The following is a 24,941-nucleotide window of genomic DNA, read 5'->3' as shown; positions in this document are numbered from 1 at the left end:
AGATGAGGAGAGTGGTGGTATGAATCTATCAAAAATTATTCTTATACTCATCGCAGTGGATTCTCTTATCGTATTCTTCTCGATTTTTATCGGTTTTTATCTGTTATATCCACTGACAAATCCGTTTGGGAGTGAACTATTGATTGCAAGTGCAGTAGCCATCTTTGCGGCGCATTTTGGTTTCGCTGCGTATTTCGGTTTGTATCGGAGATTGTGGGAATATGCGTCGGTTTGTGAATTGATACTGATTTTTAAATCAGTAAGTTTTTCGATTGTTGCTGTTGGGCTGGTGCAATATCTCTTCTATGGCGATGTGTTAGTGCGCACTCTCGCCGTTACTTGGATGCTGCATCTTTTACTGATCGGAGGATCCCGTTTATCGTGGCGTATTTTCCGCGGGACCAGCTCTAGTGGCAAGGCAAATCATCTGAAACCGACCTTGATTATCGGAGCGGGGGCGGCAGGCGGGATAGTGGCAAGACAATTGCAGTCCAATCCGGAAAATGGTCTTTTGCCAGTGCTGTTCCTGGATGATGACCCTAAAAAATACGGCTATAAAATTCACGGGGTCCCTGTGGCCAACTCCGGAATGGATTCCATCAATGACATTGTTAAAAATAATAAAATCGAACGCATCATTGTTGCGATTCCTTCAATCAGCCGCCAAAAAAGGATAGAGCTCATGAAGCTCTGTGTTGATACCGGCATCCACACCCAGACCGTTCCCATGATAGAAGACATTTTAACGGGAAAGGTTTCTGTTACAGATATGTGTGATGTTAAAATCGAAGATCTCCTTGGACGGGACGAAATCCAGCTTGATATGGATCTGATTGCTGATCAATTGACCGGTAAGACGATTCTTGTCACTGGTGCAGGAGGCTCGATCGGTTCTGAAATTTCCCGTCAGATCAAACGCTTTTGCCCGGAAAAGCTGTTGCTTCTCGGACACGGCGAAAACTCAATTTACTCGATTGACATGGAATTACAGAAGAATGTGACACCGGATAGTGAGGTCATTCCAATCATTGCTGATGTCCAGGACAGGGAATTGATGTTCACGATCATGGAAACATATAAACCGGATGTGGTTTACCATGCAGCTGCGCATAAACATGTTCCATTAATGGAAGAAAATCCGCTGGAAGCGGTTAAGAACAATATCTTTGGTACGAAGAATGTTGCGGATGCGGCACATAATAGCGGCGTCAAGAATTTCGTGATGGTGTCGACCGACAAAGCCGTAAACCCTCCAAATGTCATGGGCGCAACAAAACGTTTTGCTGAGATGCTTGTTCAGAACCTCGCGAAACGCAGCAAAACGAAATTTGCAGCAGTACGCTTCGGCAACGTACTTGGTTCACGGGGGTCAGTGATTCCCTTATTTAAAAAACAGATTGAGGCAGGTGGCCCAATAACGATAACGGATTCCCGCATGACAAGATATTTCATGACGATTCCAGAGGCATCGAGGCTTGTGATTCAAGCAGGAACACTTGCTGAAGGAGGTGAAGTGTTCGTGCTGGATATGGGCGAACCAGTTAAAATCGTCGACCTCGCACGCAACCTGATCCGATTGTCAGGCTATACGGAGTTGGATATTCCGATTCAGGAAGTAGGAATCCGGCCTGGCGAAAAACTGTACGAAGAACTGTTGAAGGAGGACGAGATCCAGAGCGAGATGGTATTTCCGAAGATATATATCGGCAAGGCGAATCCATGTGCAGAAAGGGAGCTGCTGCAATTTATGGAGAAGTTTCCGATAATGGATTCCCAAGAAGTGAAGAAAGTGCTTATCGGCTTGGCTAATCGGAAGCATGAAGAAATTCAAAAGCCGAGCGTAGCTAATTTAAAATACGAAGAATTGAAATGGACAAAAAATATGGAAATTCTTAATAAGTCATCGAATTATTGATTTCTTACTGTCACCCAAACGTATAGGCATTTCATTAAGTGAAGGATAAGTTATTTTCACTGAATCGATTTTATCTAGCCAAATCCCATTGGCAAAGGAAGCATTCAATTTATCAGAGATTGGGATGATGAATCGTACCATACTTTAACTTTTTTCACAGGAGAAATCGGCATGAATTCCTCTGTTGAAAAGCGGCAAAAAGGAAATATATCGCTCGCACAAATCACCTAACAGTCTATAAATAGACATTACTAATCTGGACTTCTAGTGAGGAAATATCTTTTTCAGCATTACCGGTAAAGAGAGGGGTATTTACATGACGGAAAAATTCATCCCATATTGCCTTCCTGATATCACGGAATTGGAGATAAAAGAAGTCGTTGAAACATTACAATCGGGCTGGTTAGCGAAAGGCCCGAAAACAATTGAATTCGAAAAGAAATTTGCGGAGTTCGTTGGGGCGAAATATGCTGTAGCGATGAATTCATGTACTGCAGCTTTGCATATCGCTCTTGTCGCGGCTGATATCGGGCCGGGGGATGAGGTAATCACCACATCGATGACTTTCGCTGCGTCCGTAAGCACAATCCTTCACGTTGGCGCAGTTCCGGTGTTTGTCGATATTGATCCTAAAACGGGGTTGATGGATGTTGAGAAAATCGAGGAAAAAATAACTGATCGGACTAAAGCCATTGTTCCAGTTCATTATGCGGGACAGGCTTGTGACTTGGACAGGATTTATGGCATTGCTAAGAAATACAATTTGTTCGTTTCAGAAGATGCAGCACACGGCATTTATACCGAATACAAAGGCAAAAGACTAGGCAATCAAGCCTTAGGAACAGTTTCTTTCAGTTTTTATGCCACAAAAAACCTGACAACGGGTGAGGGTGGCATGCTCGTTACGGAAAGTAAAGAAATTGCCGATCGGGCAAGGGTTTTAATCACTCACGGGATGAATAAAAACGCATGGAAACGGTACGCTCAGGGCGGCAGCTGGATGTACGACATTCAAGAACCCGGCTACAAATATAATATGTTTGATGTCCAAGCTTCCCTAGGACTCGCCCAATTGGAGCGGCTTGGGGAAATGCAGAACAATAGGGAATCCAAAGCACAGATCTATATTAAAGGCTTATCGGAAGTGAAAGGGCTTGAACTTCAAAAAGTCGATGGGGGGACGTCAAAACATGCATGGCACCTATTCATCATTCGGGTTACTGAAGAGTTTCCGATGAGTAGAGATGAGCTGATCGATTATTTGGCAGAGAAGAATATCGGTACAAGTGTACATTTTATACCGGTACATATGATGACTGCATACAGAGAATTTGGAAGCCAAAGTTTTTTGCCAAATACAGAAAAATGGTTTAGCGAGATCATGTCATTGCCTCTTTACTCTACTTTGGAAATAGAAGATATCGATCGTATTGTTAAAACGATTAATCAAATTCCTCTGCGGAAACCAAAAGACTTTGCGGAAGAGAATTTAATTCGCTTGATAAGCAATAGCCAAAAAGGAATGGCAACCCCGCCATCTCCACGGGATAGAATGTGAATGACTTGGCAATATATTTACGTTTAATTTTAAATCGCAATGGAAGATGGTCCAATCGGCAACTAGCGGCAATTCAAAGTCTGTGAATAAAAGACTCTTGAGGCAAGGCGAAGGAGAGTGAGAGGGAATGAAAGTTTTTGAAACTGCGTTAATCTTAGTTGTTTTTTCGTTCGCTATTTTCATAACTTTGTTTTTTGCTCTTCTAATTGTATTGGAAAGTAAGGGGGGGCCTTTATATTCGCAAACAAGGTTAGGAAAAGACGGACAGGTTTTTAAGATGTATAAATTGCGATCGATGTATACGGATGCTGATAAAAACGGCCCGCTGTGGACGCTCGCCAATGATAATAGAATTACCAAGGTAGGGAAATTCATCCGGAAAACACGCATCGATGAGTTACCGCAGTTGTGGAATATACTCAAAGGCGATATGTCGCTCGTAGGGCCAAGACCGGAAGTGCCTGAACTCAAAGAACAGTTCGAGAAAGTTATGCCAAACTTTAACGATAGATTAGCGGTTAAACCCGGGCTGACAGGGTGGGCACAAATAAATGGCGGGTACGAATTAACTCCGGCTGAAACCTTGGACTACGATTTGTACTATATAAAGAATAAAAGTGTGTTATTGGATTTAAAGATTATGTTAACCACTGTGAAAATACTTTGTACAGGGTATGGGGCCAGATGAATTAACTTGTCGACTTGAATCATCAGTCCGTACCTATGGAAAAGGGATGTCACTATCCATACGATGAAAATTCTAACGTTTATCAGAAAAGATTTAAGGCAAGGAGAGGCACTTCCGCTATAAATATCAATCTACAGGATGCAAATATCAAAAATATGATCATTTGTAGATAGGAGGACGCTATGTATAACATCAGTGTATTGGTTCCCGTATTTAATGAAGAGCCTTTTATTGAATCTCTCTATCACTCCTTGCTGAAACAAAAGAATATATCCCGTCAAAAGGTAGAGGTCATCTTCATCGATGGAGATTCAACTGATAATACCTTGGAGAAGCTAAATAAACTAAATGAAAATAATACGGAATTTACTATCAAAATATTGCACAATGCTAAAAGGTATATTGCTTCTTCTTTAAACGTCGGACTTCAAGCAAGTAGAGGGCAGTATATTATAAGGCTGGATGTCCACAGCACCATTCCAGAAGACTATCTCAGCCGAATATATGACCAACTGGATAAGCATTCAGCAGAATACTGCAACTTTGGCGGAAGGACGAATGCAAAAGGATATGATAAAACTTCAAGCATCGTATCTAAAGCGGTTTCGAATAAATGGGTAATAGGAGGGGCAGAGTTCCGCTATAGCAAAAAGAGAATTGAAGTGGACACCCTGTTTCCGGGGGCATGGTTGAGAGAGGATCTACTAAAGGTCGGTGGATGGGATGAGGATTGGCTAATAAATGAAGATGTTGAATTAAACTGCCGATTGAGAAAGGCCACTCACAAAACGATAGTGTTAGACCCCGACATTGTTATTGATTACTTTCCAAGAAACACATTGAAAAAATTAGCTAAACAATATTTTAATTATGGCTATTGGCGGATAAAAACAGCGAAAAAGCATGAAGAATCCATACGGCTATCACATCTTGTCCCTCTTGTCTTTCTTTTCATGCTAGTGATTTCCATTCTGCTTGCTATTGTTGATACTGGCTTGGTTTCTCTATTTTTATTGTTTAATATAGTTTTTTACCTTGCATTTTTATGGGTTTTATCCACAAAGATTTTTGAGAAAAAAGAAATATTCGTGGGAATGTCAATAATAGCGGTTATCCAGCTTACTTGGATACTTGGTGCTTTTAAAGGCTATGTGGTTTTTGGGTTTCCTTTGAATGGATATTATAATCTCATTAAAAAACAATTCAATGGAAGAGGGAAATTTGGGAGAAAAGGATTTACTTGATTGAAAACATGCCTCAGTTTGGTGTGGTTCGCTCAGTACCTTGAAACGATCAAAATCTAATTAATGAGGCCGCGTGAAGCAGGAGGGACATGGTAATTACCTGTTTGGACTGTGCTATACATCGAGAGAAAGCCTGTTTCCTAGAGGAGTGGGCTTTTCATATGGGCAATTTCTGTTCTTTAAAAGATTCAGGGAATCAATCATTTATTTCTTGTAGATCAAGAAATAAATTTAAAGGAGTAAAGTACGAGATAGATATGATTAAAAAGTCTGAATAATCAGTAAAATATGTTTCATTTTTTAAGAAATTAGACTATGATATGAGTAAATGTATGGAAGATTAAAGCTTATTAGTAAAATACGATCCTAAAGGGGTGGCCAGTTCAATGGAAGAAACTATCAGATTACAGGACATCTATAACACGATACGCAAGCGTATTGGACTTATAGCTTTGGTGACAGTTCTTTCAATCGCTATTGTCGGCCTTATCTCGTATTTCGTGCTATCGCCTGTCTATGAGGCATCGACCGAGATTCTCGTCAACCAAAGCCCTGCAGAAGCAGAGCTCTTGATGAATGAAAATATTCAAGCCAATTTGCAATTGGCCAGTACTTATACTGGCATTCTCAAGAACCCTATAATCCTCGATCAGGTGATGGATGAATTGAATCTTGATATGTCTAGGGCTAAGTTAAGCGACAAAATCAGCGTCAGCAATACTGAACAAACACAGCTAATTACAATTACTGTGAAAGATGAAAATCCCGAAATGGCAACGGAAATTGCGAATACGACAGCCACGGTTTTTGAAACGGTTATTCAGGAATTGATGAACGTCGATAATGTCACCATCTTATCACCAGCGGCATTTAAGGGGGACCCGGTTCCGGTTTCGCCAAACCCGATACTCAATATGGCAGTTGCTGCAATTATTGGGGTGATGCTTGCATTAGGGATCGTTCTCCTCCTGGTATATATGAATAAAACAAAAAAACTGGAAGAATAGAAGGCATTTCCAGAGTTCCATTTCTCGGTATCCTATCATCTTGATTTTTCTTTCCAGCAGCATTCTAAAATAATTGCTCCAGGAAGAATTATTTTAGAATGCTGCTGGAGTAAGGAGAGGGGAAGGCTTTGCTGCATTTCTGCAAGAGAGGAAACGCTAAATGACCACCTAAGAATCATAAGCCAAATCCCCAAAGGTCTGATGAATCCAAATGAAAAAAACTGTATTCATTATTATGATTTTAACTCTCATTGCACAAATCATCGGTTTTGCACGGGATTTAACATTAGCGTATTTTTATGGTACTTCCAGTACGAGTGATGTCTATTTGATTGCTTTAACTATAACCAGTGTTTTTTTCTTCCTGATAGGAACAGGCATCGCTACTGGATATATTCCTTTATTGACCAATATAATCCAAAACATTAATTCTCAAGAGGGGTTAAGGTTTACCAACAAACTAATAAATTTATTGTTGATAATCTGCACTATCGTATTGGTTTTTGGAATAATTTTCACTGAACTCATTATTAATGTAGTAGCTCCAGGATTTGATCAAAACATATTATCGATGGCCATTCTATTCACGAGAATAAGTTTTATCAGTATATATTTCAATATATTGACCCATATATTCAGGGGGTTTCTACAAGTTAAAGAGAGCTTTTTTATTTCAACAATTATCGGAATCCCTTTTAGCATCGTATTAATTGTATCGATTGCTGTAAGTTATCATTCAGACGTGATTGTATTAGCGATTGGATATGTCTTTGCCACTTTCATCCAATTTTTAATGCTTCTATTACATGCTTATAGAAAAGGTTATCGTTATGAAATTATCTTGGATTTCAAAGACAAAAATATAAGAAGAATAATCCTCATTGCCATTCCGGTCATTATTGGAACTTCAGTTAATCAAATTAATCTGATTGTAAATAAATCTATAGCCTCCACTGTGTCGGTAGGAGGAATCTCGGCCTTGGAATATGCAAATACCTTATCTAATTTTGTATTAGCGGTAGTTGTTGCATCCATATACACGGTGTTGCTGCCTTTATTGTCCAAAAAAGCAGCCAATAGCGATATAGCAGGACTTAAGGAAATTTTATCGGATGTAATTATAGGCATGATGGTTTTGGTTATCCCGGCAATCTCAGGGTTTATGATCTTATCTGAACAGATTGTTACGATGTTATATGGAAGAGGTGCATTTGATAACGAAGCGATATTCATGACTGCCAATGCATTGTTTTACTATTCAATAGGGTTAATCGGCTATGCGTTAAGGGATGTGGTATCGTCGGTCTTCTATTCTCTGCAAGATAGTAAAATTCCCATGATAAATGCTGTCATAGCTGTAGCATTGAATATTATATTAAGTTTAATGTTATCGAAATATATGGGAATCAGTGGGTTAGCATTAGCTACCAGTCTTTCCATTATCTTTTGTACGGCATTATTAATCGCAAGTCTTAAACGCAAAATCGGGTCACTTGATTTTAAAAATATAGTGGCTTCTTTTATGAAGATCATGCTTGCTTCTGCAATTATGGGAGTCATTGTTAAGGTATCGTTCATGATTTTAAGTCTGTATATCACTTTTGTTTTGTCATTATTGATCAGCATCGCTGTTGGTGCTTTGGCGTATTTTATATTTATCTACTTAATGAATATAAAAGAAGTTAATACCATAGTTAATGGATTCAAAGTGAGACTATTTGCTAAACAATAGGCATTATAAGTCAGTAGCCGAAATTGCTTCAGGAGTCTTATGATGCTGAAAATCATTACTTGCATTAATTTGGTTGAAGTCTTTTCTAAAAAGGGGAAGATTCATTTGGAAAATACACTTCATGTAAAAAATCAAAATTATATAATCGAATTGTTGGTAATTTGTTTGGTGGTGGCCATAGCGCCTGTTATCGTCGCGGGTGCTATCATCCCAGGATTGAACGATTATGGGGTTTATAATTTGGTAGTAGGTGTGGGATTTACAATACAAGTGATATTGCTATTTGTATATTTTCTTTTCTTTACTGAGAAGAATATCGATAAAGATTTTGTTTTCTTGTTATTCTTTTTGATCGTCTCTCAAAGTGCGACGATTTATTCGGCAATTCTATTGCCTATAGATATGGATTACATAGATGTGATAAATGCAGTTGGCACAGTAATGAGTTTTATTATATTCGTTTGTGTGCCCTCCGCATTAAAAATTACGCAAAAAGGACTGACGAACTTTTTCATAAGCATTGTAATCCTCGGGGTACTATCCTGCCTGTACAATTTAGTAATTAATTTTCAGGGAATGATAAACATTCTTGAAATCGAAAGTGCGTATGACGTTAATTTCAGCTCTTTCTATACAAATAGAAATGGTTTCGCCCAGATTATTTTCTTTTCAATTGTCGCGAATACCTATTTATTGTTAGTAAAGAAACAAAAGATATATTATTTAACTTTTTTCTTTTTAGGCATAAGCCTACTTTTGACGATCTCTCGAGGGGGGATCGCTGCAACTGTTGTTTTTGGATTGGTTTTCATGTTATTCACTATGAAAAAAAGCCTGGTGAGAAACTTATCTTTAGCTTTAATTTCTTTCCCGATTTTCTTTCTGCTGTGGTTTAACCCTACAGCAAACAATTTTATATCAAGTATGCTAATCCGGGAAGAAACAGGGACGACGGGAAGATTTAGTTTTTGGCTAGAAGGCATAAAATTATTAAATCAAACAAACTGGTTTTTTGGTGTAGGTGAATTCACCAGTATTAATTATTTCCGTAATCTTGGTTACACTGTCACAGAACTTCACAGCTTTTATATTGAAACTTTAGTAAAAGGCGGCTTAGCCTTATTTCTGTTTTATATAGTCATTTTTGTTCTGATGGTTAATAGATATTGGGTCCTCAAACGCGCCGATAGAGAGGCAGGAATTATTTATATATCCGCACTGGTATCACTTTTATTTTATTGTTTGATAGAGAGCGTATCTTTTTTCACCATAGGCTACGTTGGCTCATTGTTTACCATATTCTTTATTACTGTACCTCTTCTTTATTCAAATAACTTCCTGAAATGAAGATGGTTTTTTTATTGTTCAATGGAATACCCCGCTAAGGTGAATGGCGAGAAATCTTGCCAAAAGAATTGGAGATGGATAATGGTCAATTCATGCTGTGGAAAGTGAGAAGCTAAATAAAAAGGTCCTTCATTGGCACTTTTAATTTTGTAAATGGAATTTGTGCTTCGGCTAATTCAATTTGCAGTATGGCTAACATTGCCTGTAATGACGAGTTGTTCATGTTCGTTATCCAAACAGTCGAATCACGCTCGCTAACTTTCTTGAAATTATCTCTTCGTATATCCGCGCATAGGGATTTCCATTTTTTAATTCTTGTAATATCTCACCCAGTCTACGAGCATTTCTTTCGGGAATTCAGTAGTGCTATCGGGTTCCCCGACCCAGTCGCCTCCTACTACTGTATAGATGAACAAATACATATCTTGATCTTCAAAGTACTTAGGGATAGTGGATACTGGCGCGCCGTCAACCAAAAAAGTAATGCTGTCTGAATACCATTCGATTCCATAGGTGTGAAAATCTTTGGTTAGATCGGGTAGATCGACAAATCCACTTTGTTTTGCATAGATTCCACGAATATCGTAGTGAATAGTCGACCAAGCCCTGCCTGGTTCCTGGCCGAGTATTTCAACGATATCAATTTCAGGAAATTGATCTCCGTTCTCTGTCCACAGCCAAATAGCAGAAAGAATTCCCCGCCCCGAAGGCAGCTTAGCCCGCACTTCAATCTTCCCTTGTTGAAAGTTGACTTTCCCTTTCGTGGTCACCGCGCCCGAAGTATAGGGCATTCCTTCAGACCATTCCTCTTTTGTCGTGACCTTTAACATTCCGTCTTCCACTGTGACGTTTTGGGGTTTTAAATGTTGTTTCCGGTTTCCCCACCCAAAAGCATCCTCTAGTACATTCCACGATTCAGAATTTATAGTTGGCCCCTCGAAATCTTCTTGCCAAGCAAGTTTCCAGGGTAAATTAGAATTCGTCCGCATAATTGCCTCTTCTCTGTATCCAAAAAAGTTTTCGGTTTTTTGGTCAAGAACTGTGTGTTCTGGTGTACAAAGTAATATCAGTGAAGTACAAATCAAGTGAAAAGTTCGTTTCATGACTTAATTCACCTCATTTCTTTAAATGCTGAATTCGTCATTGAAGGGATATTGAAAATAAAATCATCGTTTTTTCTACACGGTATAGGAAATGCTTTCATTGCTTAATATTTTTTGTTTTCATTCATATATTTTAAACTTAACATTAATTTAAAAGCGGGGTAATAGTCATATGCACCATTTTATTCAGAATTTTTAGAAAACTATAGGTGATTTGGATTTTAGTCTACTTAAAAATATTTCGCAACTTTAGGGTACGCATTAAAGTATGAAAAATTATGTCTGGTAGAATCATGACTCTTTCCGGCGCCTAATCAATTCATCTATAGGGTTCGAGTCTTGATACCGATGTTCTGAGCCAAGGAATAATGTTGGGCTTTTAAGTGCTAAGTAGGGACACAAAATCACCACTGTCAGAATACGCTGTTGAAAGGGTTTTCATGATAATATGGGTTTAACGGCTTTGCCGAGAGAAAATGGGGGAATGGATTTTGAAGACGATGGGTTTTGTAATTAGCCGCAAGAATAACGAGAAGCGGCGGGCGATTTTGCCGGCAGATTTGAAGCAAGTGGCACATCCGGAGCGTTTGTATTTTGAGCAAGGCTACGGCGAGGTACTCGGCCTGACGGATGAAGATTATCGTGCGATGGGCGTTCATATCGCCACGCGTGATGAAGTCTTGTCTTGCGACGCGATTGTCGATGTGAAATTGGGCTTTGCGGATTATTTCGATCAATTGGAAGACGGCAAGTTGTTGATCGGCTGGGCGCATGCGATCCAGGACGTTAAGTTCACGGATGGCGCGATTGCTGGCAAGCATACGGTTGTCGCTTGGGAAGAGTTATTCGAAGGCGGGCGTTATATTTTCTATCGCAACCGTGAAGTGGCCGGCGAAGCAGCTGTGCTGCAGGCTTACCAGCATTGCGGCAAGATGCCGTATGAGACGCGTGTCGCGATTCTCGGAAACGGCCATACGGCAAAAGGCGCAATGCGCATCCTTCATGGACTTGGTGCGGAAGTGGACGTTTACGGCCGCCGCGCTGAAGCCTTGTTCCGCGAGAAAATGGTCGATTACGATGTGCTCGTCAACTGCATCATGTGGGACACGACGCGCACCGACCGCATCATCTACCGCGAAGACCTGAAGCGCTTGAAAAAAGGCGCGATGATTATCGACGTCAGCTGCGACCCGGAACTCGAGATCGAAACCTCGACTCCGACGACGATCGACAACCCGGTCTACACTGTGGACGGGATCATTCATTACGCCGTTGACAACACGCCGGCGATGTTCCCGCACACGATTACGAAAGTGCTCAGCACCGGCTTTGCGCCAATGCTTGATGAGTTGCTTGAAGGCCATATGTCCGAAATGGTCCAAAATGCCATCGTCATCGAAGACGGCATCATCAAAGATGAGCGCATCACTGAATTCCGCCAAGCACGCGGATTGACCGTCTAATAATAGAAGAAACCAATGATCCGCCTTTGTCACGTCGACAAGGGCGGATTTTATTATGCCGCTATCTTTCGAAATAGTCATTGCGGCCTAGAACCCGCCAATATATAATAAGTTGATTGGTTTATCTCATGATAATGAAGTAGATTTCTGATGAATTTCGGGGTTAACCCTGTGTGCTGAATAGATACTTTAGGAGGAATGGCATGAAATTATTTTGGTCTATACTTTTCAGCTCGCTATTGGGCTATATATTGTTCATGTTCGGGCCGTTATATGGCGGGATATTGGCTTTCGGCATCCTGTTCGGCTGCATGTTCAGGGGGCTTTATTTATTGAGCCAGCTCCATAAAAAAATCTCGCAGGCCACGATCGAGAAAACGCCAGTTCCGCAAGAATCCCGGCGAACCATTTAAGGAATGGTTGTGGAAATGAAAGAAAGATAACCAGTTTACGAAAAATGAATATCCATATTATATAGAAGAAAACCAAAGGGGATAGAGAGATGATGGCGACTGTTCACATCGAGACGGCGGATGATTTGGTCCGCGTTATCGGGGAGTTATGGAAGAAGAAGTCGCTGCGTGCGGCAAAGGAGTTTTTGGCCAGCATTCCGAATGAAGAGGAATTTTACCGCTTGATCCGCATGGCGGATGAATCCGATTTGTACGGCTATAGCAATTTGCTGGCGACGGTGAGCTATAAGCGTTTCGGAAGCTTGCGTTCCTATGCATGGCATTGCGTGCGTTTTATGGAAAACGGGCGCAGCCTGGAAGCAGAGGAAAGGATTTTAGCCCGCCTGCAAGGCATTCATGCCGATGCTTATGAAGATGAAGAATTGATGCATGCGCATCATTTATTGATGAAAGTTTATTGCCAATTAAACCGTATCCCAGAGGCTGCCGAGCAATTGGCGCGCATCGAGGAGCTCGGTGGGGCGCGCCCGGACCAGGAAGCGTTTTTCGCTATCCATAGCGGAGACTGGGAACTTGCGGAACAAACTCTATTGAGTGCGCTGCCGGATACAAACAGCCGCTGGAGCACGAGCATCCACTTGTTGTATGCGGACCTGTTGGCGATGCGAGGGGCGCCGGAACAATCGCTTGAGTTATTGATTCAAGCCGCTGCTGAATTTCCGCATGTCCACGCTTTTCGGACGGAACAGATTGCCAGGCTGCATCAGTTGGGCCGTTTTGAAGAAGTCCTGAATGAAATGCAGGCGGTTCTTGAAGCCAATCCTTTTCATTCGCGCAAAAAAATGTTCATTCATTTAACGGCGCATTGCTTGTACGAACTCGAGCGTTTCGAGGAGCTGGGCCATTGGGTTGCCACACATCCCCGCGAGTTGAAAGACAGCCTTTATACGAAAGCTGAAATCAAGCCGAATGGGACACATAAAAAGCTATCCTTGACGCCTGAAGTGCAGAAACTCAATTATTGCGTCCCGGCTTCGCTGTCGCTGATTTTGCAGGCGTTTGGGCGCAAGGCGACGCAAGACGACATCGCCGCGCACGTCTTTGATGTAACGGGTTCGAAATTGCAGACGACGATGTCTTATATGGAAACGCTTGGCTTCACTGCGCGTTATTTTAAAGGAACAATCGAACGTTATAAAACTTTCATCGACGCCGGCGTTCCGGTGCTGCTCAGCATGATGATCGAAAACAGCGCGCACGTGCAGGTCGTGGTCGGATACGACGATCGTCTGCAAGCGCTCGTCATCCAAGACCCGAATGACTTGGGGCCGTTCCTCGTCGCTTATGACGAAGTGCCGAAAATGTTCCGCATGACCGATTCCCTGAGCGTGGCGTTTGTGGACGGTTCCCGTAATGAATTGCTGGAGACGCTGGACCCGGCGGATCACCTGTTCTTTAAAGAAATTTATGGACTTCTCGATGTCGAGCCGCTCAATGAAGCGCAATTCGTGGACTTTTTGGAGCAGCACGAAGAACAGCCCTACGCAGCGGTGATCGGATTGACGATGGCGCTTGCCGGCCAGTCCGCCGAATGGCATGAAAAGTGGCTCGAGCGGCTGCGGGCTGAGTTCGACGCACATGATGCGGAACTGGAATTACTGGAAGCGCATCTGTATTTCCAAAAAGATCAAGGCAGTAAAGCGCTCTCCGCTTTAAAAGAACCGGCACACACGAGAAGCCCGTATGCCCTGTTTTTAAAAGCGGCCATATCCATGAATGAAGGAAAAGTGGAACAAGCGATTCCTTTATTGAAACGGTCGATCGAACTCGATCATTACCAGCCGCTCGCCTATAGCCATTTGGCGCGCTGCTATTTGGAAGGCAGCCACATTTTCCAGGCCTATAAATGGTCGAAAATCGCGATCGGCCAATTGCCCGAAGACATGTACGCACAAATTACGCACGCCCTCATCCAGTATGAGTACGGGGCTGTCGAGCAGGCGTACCGCCGCTTTGCCGAATTGAACCAAAACCATCCGGAAGATGGCTATTTCCCCTATGAAATGGGCCGTTGCCTGCAAGCGCTCGACAAAACGGAAGAAGCCTTGGAGCAGTACCGCCATGCACTTGCACTGGAATCAGAACAGCCTTTTGCGTATTTGCGCATGGCCGAACTGTTCATGGAGAAAGAACGCTGGGCGGAAGCGCAGAAAATCATTGGAGACGCCTTGAAGAAAGAGTTGAATCAAGACATTCTTCACTCGTATCTTGGCCATATCGCGATCGAACAGCAACAATTCGAACAAGCGGAGGCTGCCTACAGGCGTGCGTATGAACTGGATCCCACGGATTTGTTCACGCCTGTCCACATCGCGCAGGCTCTATACGGCCAAAAGCGCGGCAAGGAAGCGTTGGCGTTTTTGATACAAAGGCTGGAACGGGCCGATGCCGGCTACCGTCTCCGAGCTGCCGAATTGATCTTGGAACAAGCAGAGGACGTAGCGTCTGCCGGGGAAGCTTTGAAACTCATTGAAGACGGATTTGAGCTTTCCGAAGGCGAAGATTTGTATATGCTCGCTGAACGCTATAGCGAGTTCGGCGCGGCTCCAAGCCTACGCCACCGCGTCATCGCTGGATTGAAAAAGTTGCGCAAGATCGGCGCGCCGCAAATTCTCTGTCTGGAAGCGGAACTTCACGAACTGGCCGGCAATCCGCGTTTTGCGAGGCATCTGTATAAGTCGGCAGGGAATTTCCCGTTGGCGCTCGCCAAACAAGGGCAGCTGGCGGAAACGAACGGCGACATTGTCGAGGCCATTGCCTGTTACGAGCAAGCGGCTGGACAGGAAGCCGGTTACGCGCCGGCACTTGGTGGATTATTGCGCTGCTACCGGGAAACTGGGAAAAACCAAAAAGCATTTGCGGCAGCGCTGGATTTTATCGCAGCCGAGCCGTTATCCGCTGTCTTGCCGGACTTAGTTGGGTTTGCTGCGACGCCTGCCGATATCGAAAAATTAAACCGTTTGCTCGACCGGATTGAAGACCAAGTGCCGGCGGAGTGGTTGTATGCCGCACGGGCACATGTCCATGAAGCAGCGGGCGAATTTGAGAAAGCGGAGACATATTTCCACAAGGCAAATGAAGAACCGAACGCGTTCCCGTCACGTTTCCAATATGTGCAGTTTTTGAACCGCCACGGCGAACATAAACGCGCGCTGGACGAGCTCAAGAAGCTGCTTTTGGAAGCGCCGGACGAAGAGGAATTGTACGGCGAATATGTGCTGACACTGGAAGCGCTCGGAAAGATTCCGTTCCTTAAGCGCAATTTACAGAAATGGCTTCCGGCAGAGGGCCAGGCAGCCGCATATGTCCTTGCAGCCGAGTCAATGATGGAGCGTCTTGAACAGTTGAAAGAACAACCGCCTGCCGGCATCATTAAACGCATGCGCCACCGCAGCAAACGCTTGATGTTCGCAAGTACTATCATCACGTTGTGCGAAACCGCCGCCAAGCTGGCACCGGAGAGCGAAGACGCAGCGATCCAGTTGGCGCAGTTTTATTTGAACCGCGGCATGGCAAAGGAAGCGGTCGATGAATTGAAACCTTATGCGAAAACGAAAGCACCTGGAGAAGCGCAGCGCATGCTGATTTTTGCCGAACTTCAATTGGCGGAAGAGACCGGCAAGCCGAAGCATTACGAAACGGTCATCCATCGCTTCCGTGAGTATGGGGAGACGGCGCCGCTCGATGCGGAAATGCTCGCCTGGTGGAGCGAAGCGCTGGAAATTTTAGAGGATATCCCTGGCGCACTCGAGAAATTAGATGCCGCCATTGCATTGGAACCATTCAATCCGGACCTTTATATTCGTAAGTGGAATGCTTTGGAGTCGATGGAATGCGAAATGCGTATGGAACTGGAAGACAATTTGCCGGAAGAAATGCATTACGCGGAATGGCTGATTCTCGCAAGGGCGTCGAGCTATTCGACGAAACGCCACGGGCAGCGGGCAAAAGAGATGATCGAGCCGCTGCTTGCGGATATGCCGGGCTTTGTGCCGGCGAAGTATGAACTGGCGCGCGCGCAAGCAGCAAGGCATCAGCCACTGGCCGCAAAGACGATTCTAAAGGAACTACTCGAAACGGAAGAGGCTTCCGCGATTTGGGAGATGGCAGTGGAAGAGGACCTATTCGCTTCATTTCTTGTAGAGCTTTCTAGTCCATAAAGAGGAAAAAAGTCTCTCGTGCAATTATTCTGAATATGATATTGTGGAGTAGCATAAGACTGCACGGATTTCGAGCCACGGACCACAAACCTGAAAGGGGCGTTCCGTATGAAGTTAGAGAGTATCCGCACATTTTTATCCACGCTTCTCGAATATCGCGGCGTGCGTATTACCCAGACTTTCAACTCCGAAGACGGCAAAACGCTTATCGTTCAGTGTGAGCCAAGCACGGGGGGATTGGTCATTCGCGACATGTCCAACGGCATGGCGTGGGAATACAAAACGCTTGAAGAAGCGACGCAGTTCATTGACAGCTATTTGCATCCAGAGACACCCAAAGTCAACGCCTGAACAGTTTTGTTCAGGTGTTTTTTTGAGCTTATAAATAGTAATCAACGACGGAATTTCATACAATTCGAGTAGAACGATAGGAAAGGGAGACGCAAGATGAAAAGAATGATGGGCTTGATGGCGATACTACTCGTGTTGCTGCTTGCGGCATGCGGCAATGGCGAATACGAGACGATTGCGATTGAGGAAGTGGCGGCGAAGCAGGAGGCGGGCTATACGGTGCTCGATGTGCGGGAGCCATATGAGTACGAAGAGGCGCATATTGTCGGCGCGGAGAACAAGCCGCTCAGCACGCTTCGGGAAGAGGAATTTTCCGGCTTGTCGGAAGATCAACAGTATGTGGTGATTTGCCAGTCGGGTAACCGTTCCCAGGAAGCGAGCGCCATTTTAAATGAAGCAGGATACGATGTAGTGAACGTATCCGAAGGCATGTCGTTGTGGGAAGGCGATGTAGAGTGAGGACTGCCAATAGGCGGTTCTTTTTTTTAATGGATTTGTAGACTAGTAGATTTTTAGACAGATAGGAAAATTAAGCATGGGAATAAGCTGCAAGCGGCTCGAAGGAAGCGAATCTTGCAGCTGGTGATGGGAACTAAAATCTTTTTTTAAGATTTCAGCATTGTATTTTTTTTACTCGATAAACTGAGCATAAACGGTATCAACAATGAGGCCATCGTTACATAAACAATGAAGATCAGGATGAGAATCGGCCAACCGGCTTCACTATAGACAACAAAGTAATTAAATATCAAAGCAAATGGAATGAGGAATACCATATAACTCCAGAAATTTGATTTGCGAGTTGCATATTGGGAGGTGTGGCAGTTTCGGCATTCTTTCTCACCTTTGAGGCTGAGCTTGAACATATCCTTCCAGCCCCATTGGAAACCGCAATTTTGGCAACGAGCCATGAGATTCATCCTTTCTGTTAATCAATTATGCATAAGATTTAAAGACTTTAAATCAGTCAGCTATTCGACCGTTTTGCCGAAGCGTTTGTACGTGTTCGATAGTTTGCAGAAGAAAGGCATCAACATAAGGGCGATCGGCATGTAGATGACAAAGGACAGAATGATCAATGGCCAACCGATTTCGTAATAATACCGCAGCACGTTCATCGGCATAAGGAAGACCATGCTAATTAAAAAGGTGATCCAGAAGGTTGATTTGGCGGATATGTATTGTCTTTTATGGCAATTCGGACATTCCTTCTTTCCTGTCATACTGAGCGTCATGACATCTTTCCAACTCCATTTAAAATCACAGTTTTGACAGCGGGTCATAAAATACTTCCTTTCACTCCAGTATTTTTAGTTAGTTAAGTTTTATATACCCTCGATTTCAGAAGTAATCCAAATTATTGGGAATAAAATATGAAATCATGCCTGTGAACGAATGGAAAGTCGAAATCCTCGGCTTTTTCTTTTCGTTCCATAATTAAAGTCTATATTCACGCCTATATATGCAGCAAGACCTTGCTATTGCATGACAATATTCTTAGAATAAAGGTATAAGTTGTAAATAGGGAGGGTGCGGGGTATGAAGTTGAATATGGAACAGCGGCGCATTGTGGAATTGGAGCCGGGCGGGCCGATGTTGGTGAAAGGGGTGGCCGGATCGGGCAAGACGACGGTGGCGATTCGGCGAATCCATTTCTTGATGGATCATTATTGCCACGAGGAAGATGACCAGATTTTATTGGTGACGTACAATAAGACTTTGCTCAATTACATAAAATTTCAATACGAACGGTTGGCGGATGCAGCTGCTGGCGAGGCGGAACGGTTATTTGCGTCAAATGCGGAAGTGAAGATCGCGACGATCGATTCGCTCATGTACGGGCAGTTCATGAAATATTTGCAGCGCACGAAACGCAAGCTGGCCATTGCGCCGGGCGATAAGGAATGGCAAGTGCTGACGAAAGCGATTCACGAAGTGAAGAAATCCCACCCGGATGTGAAGCTGCTGACGCCGAAAAATATGAAGTTCTTGAAAGACGAGGCGGAGTGGATCACGTCTTGCGCGATGGTGGATATCGAGACCTACCAATCGGTAGACCGCATCGGGCGCGCTTCCGGAAATAGCGGGACGCCGCAGAAATTATTAAAGAATTCGCCGACCCGTGAAGCGGTGTTTGAAGTGGCGAGATTGTACCGTGAGCTTCTGGAAAAAGAAGGGCTCGTTTCATTCAAGCAAATGAACGAGCTGGCGCTTGAGGAAGTGAGGCGCTCGAACGGCGGCAAGTATACCCATATCATCATCGATGAAAGCCAGGATCTGACGCGCGTGCAGCTGGAATTCCTGAAGGAGCTGTATAAGGAAAAAGCGCATTCTTCGCTAATGTTCGTGGCGGACAATACGCAAAGCATCTATCCGGATTCCTGGCTCGGCAAAGGGCGGCCGTATACGACAATCGGCTATGACATGAGCGGAAAATCGCGGACCTTGAGCAAGAACTACCGGACGACGACGGAGATTTCGCAAGCCGCTTTCGATTTGATCGAAGCGGACGAAACGATCCAGTCGAATGTCGATTTCGTCAAACCGGCGCTCATTGACCGCCACGGCCATCCGCCGATTTACCAGTTCTTCATGCAGCCCGAGCAGCAAGTGGCTTTTCTTGCAGAGGAAATCGAGCGGCTTCGCGGCGATTACCGCCTGTCCGAGATGTGCATCGTCGCGCGAGGCAAGCGCTCCGTCGAAAGCGCCGCAGCGGATTTGGCGGCCAAAGGCATTGCCTGTGAGATCCTCCAGAGCAACGAGCCGGATTTCGAATCGGACAAAGTGAAGCTCGTGACGATGCATTCGATCAAAGGGCTGGAATTCAAAGTCATTTTCCTCATCGATTTGAATCAAGGTGTCATCCCGATGGAGCTTTACGATGACGCCGAAGACCAGAAGACGATCGATTCCGATGAACGCAAGCTATTGTATGTCGGCAGGACGCGCGCGAATGAACTATTGTATATGTCGTCGGTGAAAAAGCCGTCGAAATTCATCAAGGAAATCGACCGCAAGCATTTGCGCATGCGAAAAGACGCTGCGCTCCGCCCATTCGAGTCCATCAGCATGACCGATTACCGCTTGGCCGATCAATTGGTCGATTTGCATTCCAAAGAGGAACTGACCCGACAGTGGCTCATCCGCGAACTACACGAGACGTACGGATATCCGTATGAACTCATGCAGCTCGAATACCCGGTCCAGCAATTTTCGAAAAAAGGCTATTGTGATATCGCCGTGGAAATTCATGCGGACGGCGAAGCGCGGCCATATATTATCGCCGAAGTGAAACGTTTCGGCACGAGTATTGCCGACGCCGTGAATCAGCTGAAGAGTTATTTGGAAGCGGACAGCCGGGCGTTTTACGGAATCGCGACAGACGGCTTATCGGTGAAGATCATCGACCGGCAAGGCGAGGAAGTACAGGACTTGCCGAAATGCCAGGCACGTTTTTTGCCGGACACGAAGCAGCACAGCTTGTATAAAAACTTGAAGAACGGCCGCGATTACGAATACGCCCAAGAACCGGGTGCGGACATCGAAGTGCGTGAAGCGGGCGAAGACGTATTGATCCAAGTGCACGAATTGGCGGAAGTGCCGCTCATCGGAAACGTCGCGGCGGGCATTCCCGCGCTTGCTTCTGAAAGTTACGAAACGGCGCACAGCTTGCCGCGTGACTGGCTCGTGTCGCCGAAAGACAGCTTCTTGCTGACGGTGACAGGGGACAGCATGACCGGTGCCGGCATCGATAAAGGCGATATGGTCGTCGTCCACCAGCAAAATACCGCCTCGAACGGCGACATCGTCATCGCAGTCATCGACGGCGAAGCGACGATGAAAAAGTATATGCCGATGGGCAGCGAGATCCTGCTCGTTGCGGAAAATCCCGAATTCGAACCGATCATGATGCGCAGCGAAGATGTGTACATCAACGGGCGGGTCATTGGGGTAATGAAGAAATAGAAGGCATTAAAAAAACAGCCCTCGGGCTGTTTTTATTTACAGTGTTGAAGAAGTCTATTAATCAGTTATGAATTAAAATGGAACCATCTTTTCGCCGTTCAACATCAATGACCTATCTAAGTATTTGGAGAAGCGTTCGCTCGACTCCTGTGGATCAGCGAGACGACCGAGACCCCGCAAGGCGCGAGTCCACGGAAAGCGAGCGATAAGCTTCGGAAAATACCACTTCTTACCTTTTTCGAGAAGTATTCGATAATCTATAGAAGAATGGCCCCATGACCGTACCTAGCGTCATATAAAAAATGAAACCCGTAATTGCCAAAGGCCAGCTGAAACTGAAATTGGAAGTAAGATAGGAATACAGCAGCACAAAGGGCATGACGACCAAAAACGCCCCGAAGAGATTCCGGCCGCTTTTGACGTATTGGTCTTTTTGGCAATTCGGGCAAGGCATGTTTCCTTTCAGGGCGACTTTGATCATGTCGCTCCAACTCCATTTGAACCCGCAGTTTTGGCAATGTGGCATAAGGGGCGCTCCTTCCGATTGAAAAACATTCTATTCTTTTCATCATACTATGGTTTTTCGCTGGTAGATGTCTGGCCGAAAAATTTTTCATCAAGTTTCACATCAGGGCAACGTTTCTTCAGCTCTGCTATAAACGCATCTTGATTTTCCGGTGAGATTTTCACGGTCCCGAACATCGTCTTGTTGTTGATCAGTTCCAGCGCATCCCGCGATGACAACAGGCGGTAGCCCGTGAAAATATCGCGTGTCGGGGTGATTTTCAAGATGCTTGTGTAAGGAATACGGCTTCTAAAAGGGCCGGCTTTCACGAGCAGATGATCTTCCAGGAAAACGTAACGGATGGCGAATGTGATCCACAGGATGAGTGCAGTAGTGATTACAAAAGTAGCCGTGACGATCATGAAAGCTGAAAACGGCGCACCTTCGAATAACAATGGAATAAACGAAACGGCGGCGAGGAACAGGATAGCTGCCAACATGAAACGGATAAAAAATGAATCGATTTTCGAATGGAAAGTCATTTATGCTCACCTCTATGTAACTATACGGATGAAAGCGCCGAGGGCTTCATTTTAAATTCAATTCTTTCAAGGATCTTCTTTCCGGCGGTGAAATCCAATGGGGAAACAGCCTGCTGTTCGGGATTATCGTATTTTTCATGTATTTAATTTGGGACTGGGCGAAAGAGCATTATGATTGGTGCAAGCATAAACGATAAGCAGCCATACTTTACTCATTTTCAATTCATTCACCCCCAATCTGTTCTCGCTAATGAAAATTTGTTTAAGCACCCTTCGTTTCGTCTATAGGAATAATGGAGGCAATTCCAATCGACATTAGTTGAAGGAGGAATTTTGATGAGCATGCAGAACATCGAACAACAGGATTTGGTGCGCGATGAGTACGGCAATTACTACAAAGTGGTGGGCTTACATAAGGATGAAGACACGCTGAAGGCAATCGAAATCTCCAATCTGTTTTTCGAGACTTCATTCCAGTATGCGGCGTCTCAAATTACGGATTCCGATAAGCCAGTCGGTGTTTTTTTACAGGAGAAGCTCAATGAATACGTAGCGGACGTCGAAAAACGCGAACGCCCAGTCTACGGAATCAAAGATTTGATGGTCAATAAAATCGAAGTATATGCGGTCGATATCACACAGCCGCATCCGAAACGCGAAGAAACGGTATGAAGCCATATGCGCCCTGTCTGGATTCGAGCAATCCAGACAGGGCGTTTTCTCGTTTTTTTAACATTTCCTTAACCTTCTATCATTAAGCTGAAAGAAGACAGCCAGGAGAAGAGGGGGACGCACATGAAACAGGTTCAAATCATAGGCATCGCCTTGCTTGCAGCGGCGGGCGGGGCGGGCATCTTAACGCATGAAGCGCTCGCGGCAGAAACGGAGTACCGGGAGTTGGCCAAGTTCCCGGACGGCGTCAAGGCAGGAGAGCTCGCAGTGGTGGATGAACAAGTCATCGCAGTGCTCGAGAGCCAGTTGGGGCCGCAAGCGATCGTCAGCTATAACGCAGAAGGCAAGGAATTGTGGCGCAAAGAGCTTGAAGGTGCACAGTATGCAATCGGCGACCGGGAGTTTGTCGTGATTTCCGGAAATGAAGTGTCCGTGCATGATGTAGCGGATGGCAAAGAAACTGGGGCCTTTAAGCTTGCGGACGGTTTTCGGATGAGCGGATCCGGTGCGGATGTCGCGCTCGATTCGGGGCACGTGATCATCACCGGCAACCTCGGCGCGCGCTTGCTCGTATATAAACTTGACGGCAAACCGGTCGCAGACGTGGCGGGCGGTGATTTACGGCAAGCGGCCATATCAAGCGGCCATTTGATGTATTTCGATGGCTCGGTGCTTCACGGCCGTACGCTTTCAGGAGGCAAGGAGTGGCAATCGCCTAATGTCCTGGAGCCTTATGCAGTGAAAGATGGCATCATCTACTATATTAAAGCACCAAACGAAGAGCTGATGGTGCCGACCTTGATTGCGCGGTCGCTTGGCAAAGAACGAGTCATATATGAAAAAGCCTTGCCTGCTGCAGAAGAGGTGCGGCTGGCTGGGACCGACGCGGACGGGGCAATCGTGGAATTCGTGGATTCGGGCGAGTGGGCATTTTTGAACGCCGAAGGAAACGAGCGCTTGCGCAAGCCGATCCGCTCGGCTTCGTTCCGTGCGCTTGAGAGCCGCTACCGCCCAGTGGTGACGGAATCCGCACTGAGCCATCAACAGCAAAGCGATCACCGCTTGCTGTTGCTCCAGGAACAAGGCGCAAGCGCGTTCGGTAATCCGTATCATCTCGGCGCCTTGCAAGTGATGGCACCAAACGGTGGTTTCAATAAAGTGCTGGAGCATTCCATCGAAGCAGCGGCGTTGTCTCCGTCCGGCGGGGCAGCGGTACTGGGCGGCGGGAAGTTGAAATTCTACGATGCCAAAGGCAATCAAGTGGCCAAGGAGAGTGTCCCGCAAGGCAGTGAACTGCTCGCTTCCATTAACGACACGGTGTACGTCTACGGCGGCAGCGGCATTGCGGCGTATAGCGGAGAACCGGAACCGAAAGCGGCTGCAGTGAAGAAAATCAGCGGCGATGACAGCTACGAGACGGCGGCTTTGTTATCGGAGGCCGTATGGGATTCGGCAGAGACGGTCGTATTGGCGACAGGTGAAGGCTTTGCGGATGCATTAGCCGGTGCGCCACTCGCCTATCAGGAAGGCGGGCCTTTATTGTTCACGGAAAATGATGAGTTGAACGCGTCGGCCAAAGCGGAAATCGAACGTCTCGGTGCCACGAACGCCATCATCCTCGGCAGCGAACCAGTCATCTCGGATGCGCAGCTGGAGGAATTGGCCAGCATGGGAGTTGAACCCGAACGCATCGGCGGCGCGAACCGCTATGAGACGGCGGCGTTAGTTTCCGAACGCATCGATTCGGAAGGGGCGGTCGTGGCGGACGGTGCGACATTCAAGGATGTTTCACTTGCGTCTGTCTTTGCGGCGCAAAACCAATACCCTATTTTGTTGTCACAAGGCAACCGCATGCCACGCGAGACGACCGAAGCGATGAGGGGGCGCAGCGATATCGTTTTGGCCGCTGACCGATTGTCGATCGAAGCGCGAACGAAAGAGGAAGACGCCGAGCGCCGCGTCGCGGTTTTGGCGCCGGCATCGAATTTCACGGATGCCTTGGCTGGGGCGAATGCTGCAGCCAGGCGCAACGCTTCTTTGTATTTGATTGGCGATAGCGGCTTGACGAAAGAGCTGAAAGAGCAGCTGGAGCGCTATGAATCATTTTTGGTCGTCGATTCGGAAGGCCTGATCGATGCGGAAATGAGCCGTTCGCTTGAAGCACTTGTTGATTGAGCGCACTAGGTTATAATAGAAGAACGACAAGAAAGAAAAG

General features: G+C 45.4%; 20 protein-coding genes. 15 read left to right on the top strand and 5 right to left on the bottom strand.

What is annotated here, in order from left to right; genetic code table 11:
* The first annotated feature begins 19 nt into the window (after positions 1-19).
* From M1Q06_RS12280 to M1Q06_RS12250, 7 genes are all read left to right on the top strand, one after another.
* Entirely contained in the window at positions 20-1,915 is a 1,896-nt protein-coding gene (locus M1Q06_RS12280) for a polysaccharide biosynthesis protein (RefSeq protein WP_434399774.1), read from the top strand.
* A gap of 316 nt (positions 1,916-2,231) precedes the next feature.
* Positions 2,232-3,473 (top strand): DegT/DnrJ/EryC1/StrS family aminotransferase, encoded by a 1,242-nt coding sequence (locus M1Q06_RS12275; RefSeq protein WP_434399773.1) that lies wholly within the window; start codon positions 2,232-2,234, stop codon positions 3,471-3,473.
* A 127-nt stretch (positions 3,474-3,600) separates the two neighbouring features.
* The gene (locus M1Q06_RS12270; protein ID WP_434399772.1) at positions 3,601-4,161 is read left to right on the top strand and encodes a sugar transferase; all 561 of its coding nucleotides are present in this window, start codon (positions 3,601-3,603) and stop codon (positions 4,159-4,161) included.
* A 182-nt stretch (positions 4,162-4,343) separates the two neighbouring features.
* Positions 4,344-5,405, top strand: a complete 1,062-nt coding sequence (locus tag M1Q06_RS12265) for a glycosyltransferase family 2 protein (RefSeq protein WP_434399771.1) — start codon at positions 4,344-4,346, stop codon at positions 5,403-5,405.
* 386 nt (positions 5,406-5,791) lie between these two features.
* Positions 5,792-6,412: a YveK family protein gene (locus tag M1Q06_RS12260; RefSeq protein WP_434399770.1), complete on the top strand. Its 621-nt coding sequence runs from the start codon at positions 5,792-5,794 to the stop codon at positions 6,410-6,412.
* Between the two features lie 211 nt (positions 6,413-6,623).
* Positions 6,624-8,144: a murein biosynthesis integral membrane protein MurJ gene (gene murJ / locus M1Q06_RS12255; RefSeq protein ID WP_434399769.1), complete on the top strand. Its 1,521-nt coding sequence runs from the start codon at positions 6,624-6,626 to the stop codon at positions 8,142-8,144.
* 42 nt (positions 8,145-8,186) lie between these two features.
* Complete coding sequence (locus M1Q06_RS12250) at positions 8,187-9,491, top strand: O-antigen ligase family protein (RefSeq protein WP_434399768.1); 1,305 nt, start codon at positions 8,187-8,189, stop codon at positions 9,489-9,491.
* Between the two features lie 308 nt (positions 9,492-9,799).
* Here M1Q06_RS12250 and M1Q06_RS12245 read toward each other — a convergent pair whose 3' ends face one another.
* Positions 9,800-10,594, bottom strand: a complete 795-nt coding sequence (locus M1Q06_RS12245; RefSeq protein WP_434399767.1) for a glycoside hydrolase family 16 protein — start codon at positions 10,592-10,594, stop codon at positions 9,800-9,802.
* 500 nt (positions 10,595-11,094) lie between these two features.
* Here M1Q06_RS12245 and M1Q06_RS12240 point away from each other — a divergent pair, with 500 nt between their 5' ends.
* The 5 genes from M1Q06_RS12240 (at position 11,095) to M1Q06_RS12220 (ending at position 17,500) form a co-directional block, all read left to right on the top strand.
* The gene (locus M1Q06_RS12240; protein ID WP_434402874.1) at positions 11,095-12,057 is read left to right on the top strand and encodes a N(5)-(carboxyethyl)ornithine synthase; all 963 of its coding nucleotides are present in this window, start codon (positions 11,095-11,097) and stop codon (positions 12,055-12,057) included.
* A 203-nt stretch (positions 12,058-12,260) separates the two neighbouring features.
* Positions 12,261-12,470, top strand: coding sequence for a hypothetical protein (locus M1Q06_RS12235; protein WP_121298084.1), 210 nt, complete (start codon positions 12,261-12,263; stop codon positions 12,468-12,470).
* 89 nt (positions 12,471-12,559) lie between these two features.
* A complete protein-coding gene (locus tag M1Q06_RS12230) occupies positions 12,560-16,690 on the top strand; it encodes a C39 family peptidase (RefSeq protein WP_434399766.1) in 4,131 nt (1,376 codons plus the stop codon).
* A 108-nt stretch (positions 16,691-16,798) separates the two neighbouring features.
* Positions 16,799-17,041 (top strand): hypothetical protein, encoded by a 243-nt coding sequence (locus tag M1Q06_RS12225; protein WP_121298082.1) that lies wholly within the window; start codon positions 16,799-16,801, stop codon positions 17,039-17,041.
* A 96-nt stretch (positions 17,042-17,137) separates the two neighbouring features.
* On the top strand, positions 17,138-17,500 hold the full coding sequence (locus M1Q06_RS12220; protein WP_434399765.1) for a rhodanese-like domain-containing protein: 363 nt from the start codon (positions 17,138-17,140) through the stop codon (positions 17,498-17,500).
* Positions 17,501-17,646: 146 nt separating this feature from the next.
* Here the strand turns inward: M1Q06_RS12220 and M1Q06_RS12215 are convergent, their stop codons facing one another.
* Both M1Q06_RS12215 and M1Q06_RS12210 read right to left on the bottom strand, forming a co-directional pair.
* The gene (locus M1Q06_RS12215; RefSeq protein WP_434399764.1) at positions 17,647-17,952 is read right to left on the bottom strand and encodes a TIGR04104 family putative zinc finger protein; all 306 of its coding nucleotides are present in this window, start codon (positions 17,950-17,952) and stop codon (positions 17,647-17,649) included.
* 60 nt (positions 17,953-18,012) lie between these two features.
* Complete coding sequence (locus tag M1Q06_RS12210; protein ID WP_434399763.1) at positions 18,013-18,324, bottom strand: TIGR04104 family putative zinc finger protein; 312 nt, start codon at positions 18,322-18,324, stop codon at positions 18,013-18,015.
* A gap of 256 nt (positions 18,325-18,580) precedes the next feature.
* Here M1Q06_RS12210 and lexA point away from each other — a divergent pair, with 256 nt between their 5' ends.
* On the top strand, positions 18,581-21,007 hold the full coding sequence (gene lexA / locus M1Q06_RS12205; RefSeq protein WP_434399762.1) for a transcriptional repressor LexA: 2,427 nt from the start codon (positions 18,581-18,583) through the stop codon (positions 21,005-21,007).
* A gap of 229 nt (positions 21,008-21,236) precedes the next feature.
* Here the strand turns inward: lexA and M1Q06_RS12200 are convergent, their stop codons facing one another.
* Both M1Q06_RS12200 and M1Q06_RS12195 read right to left on the bottom strand, forming a co-directional pair.
* On the bottom strand, positions 21,237-21,533 hold the full coding sequence (locus tag M1Q06_RS12200; protein ID WP_158290836.1) for a TIGR04104 family putative zinc finger protein: 297 nt from the start codon (positions 21,531-21,533) through the stop codon (positions 21,237-21,239).
* A gap of 47 nt (positions 21,534-21,580) precedes the next feature.
* Positions 21,581-22,054: a PH domain-containing protein gene (locus M1Q06_RS12195; protein ID WP_434399761.1), complete on the bottom strand. Its 474-nt coding sequence runs from the start codon at positions 22,052-22,054 to the stop codon at positions 21,581-21,583.
* Between the two features lie 336 nt (positions 22,055-22,390).
* Here M1Q06_RS12195 and M1Q06_RS12190 point away from each other — a divergent pair, with 336 nt between their 5' ends.
* Entirely contained in the window at positions 22,391-22,726 is a 336-nt protein-coding gene (locus tag M1Q06_RS12190; RefSeq protein ID WP_434399760.1) for a hypothetical protein, read from the top strand.
* Positions 22,727-22,849: 123 nt separating this feature from the next.
* Positions 22,850-24,901 carry a cell wall-binding repeat-containing protein gene (locus M1Q06_RS12185; protein WP_434399759.1) on the top strand — a complete coding sequence of 684 codons (2,052 nt, stop codon included), beginning with the start codon at positions 22,850-22,852 and terminating at the stop codon, positions 24,899-24,901.
* Positions 24,902-24,941: the final 40 nt, after the last annotated feature.

Source organism: Planococcus sp. 11815 (genome assembly GCF_051096385.1).
In the GTDB taxonomy this organism is placed as follows: domain Bacteria; phylum Bacillota; class Bacilli; order Bacillales_A; family Planococcaceae; genus Planococcus; species Planococcus citreus.
Note: the sequence above shows the minus strand (reverse complement) of the source record. Positions and strands in the feature narration are given on the sequence as shown.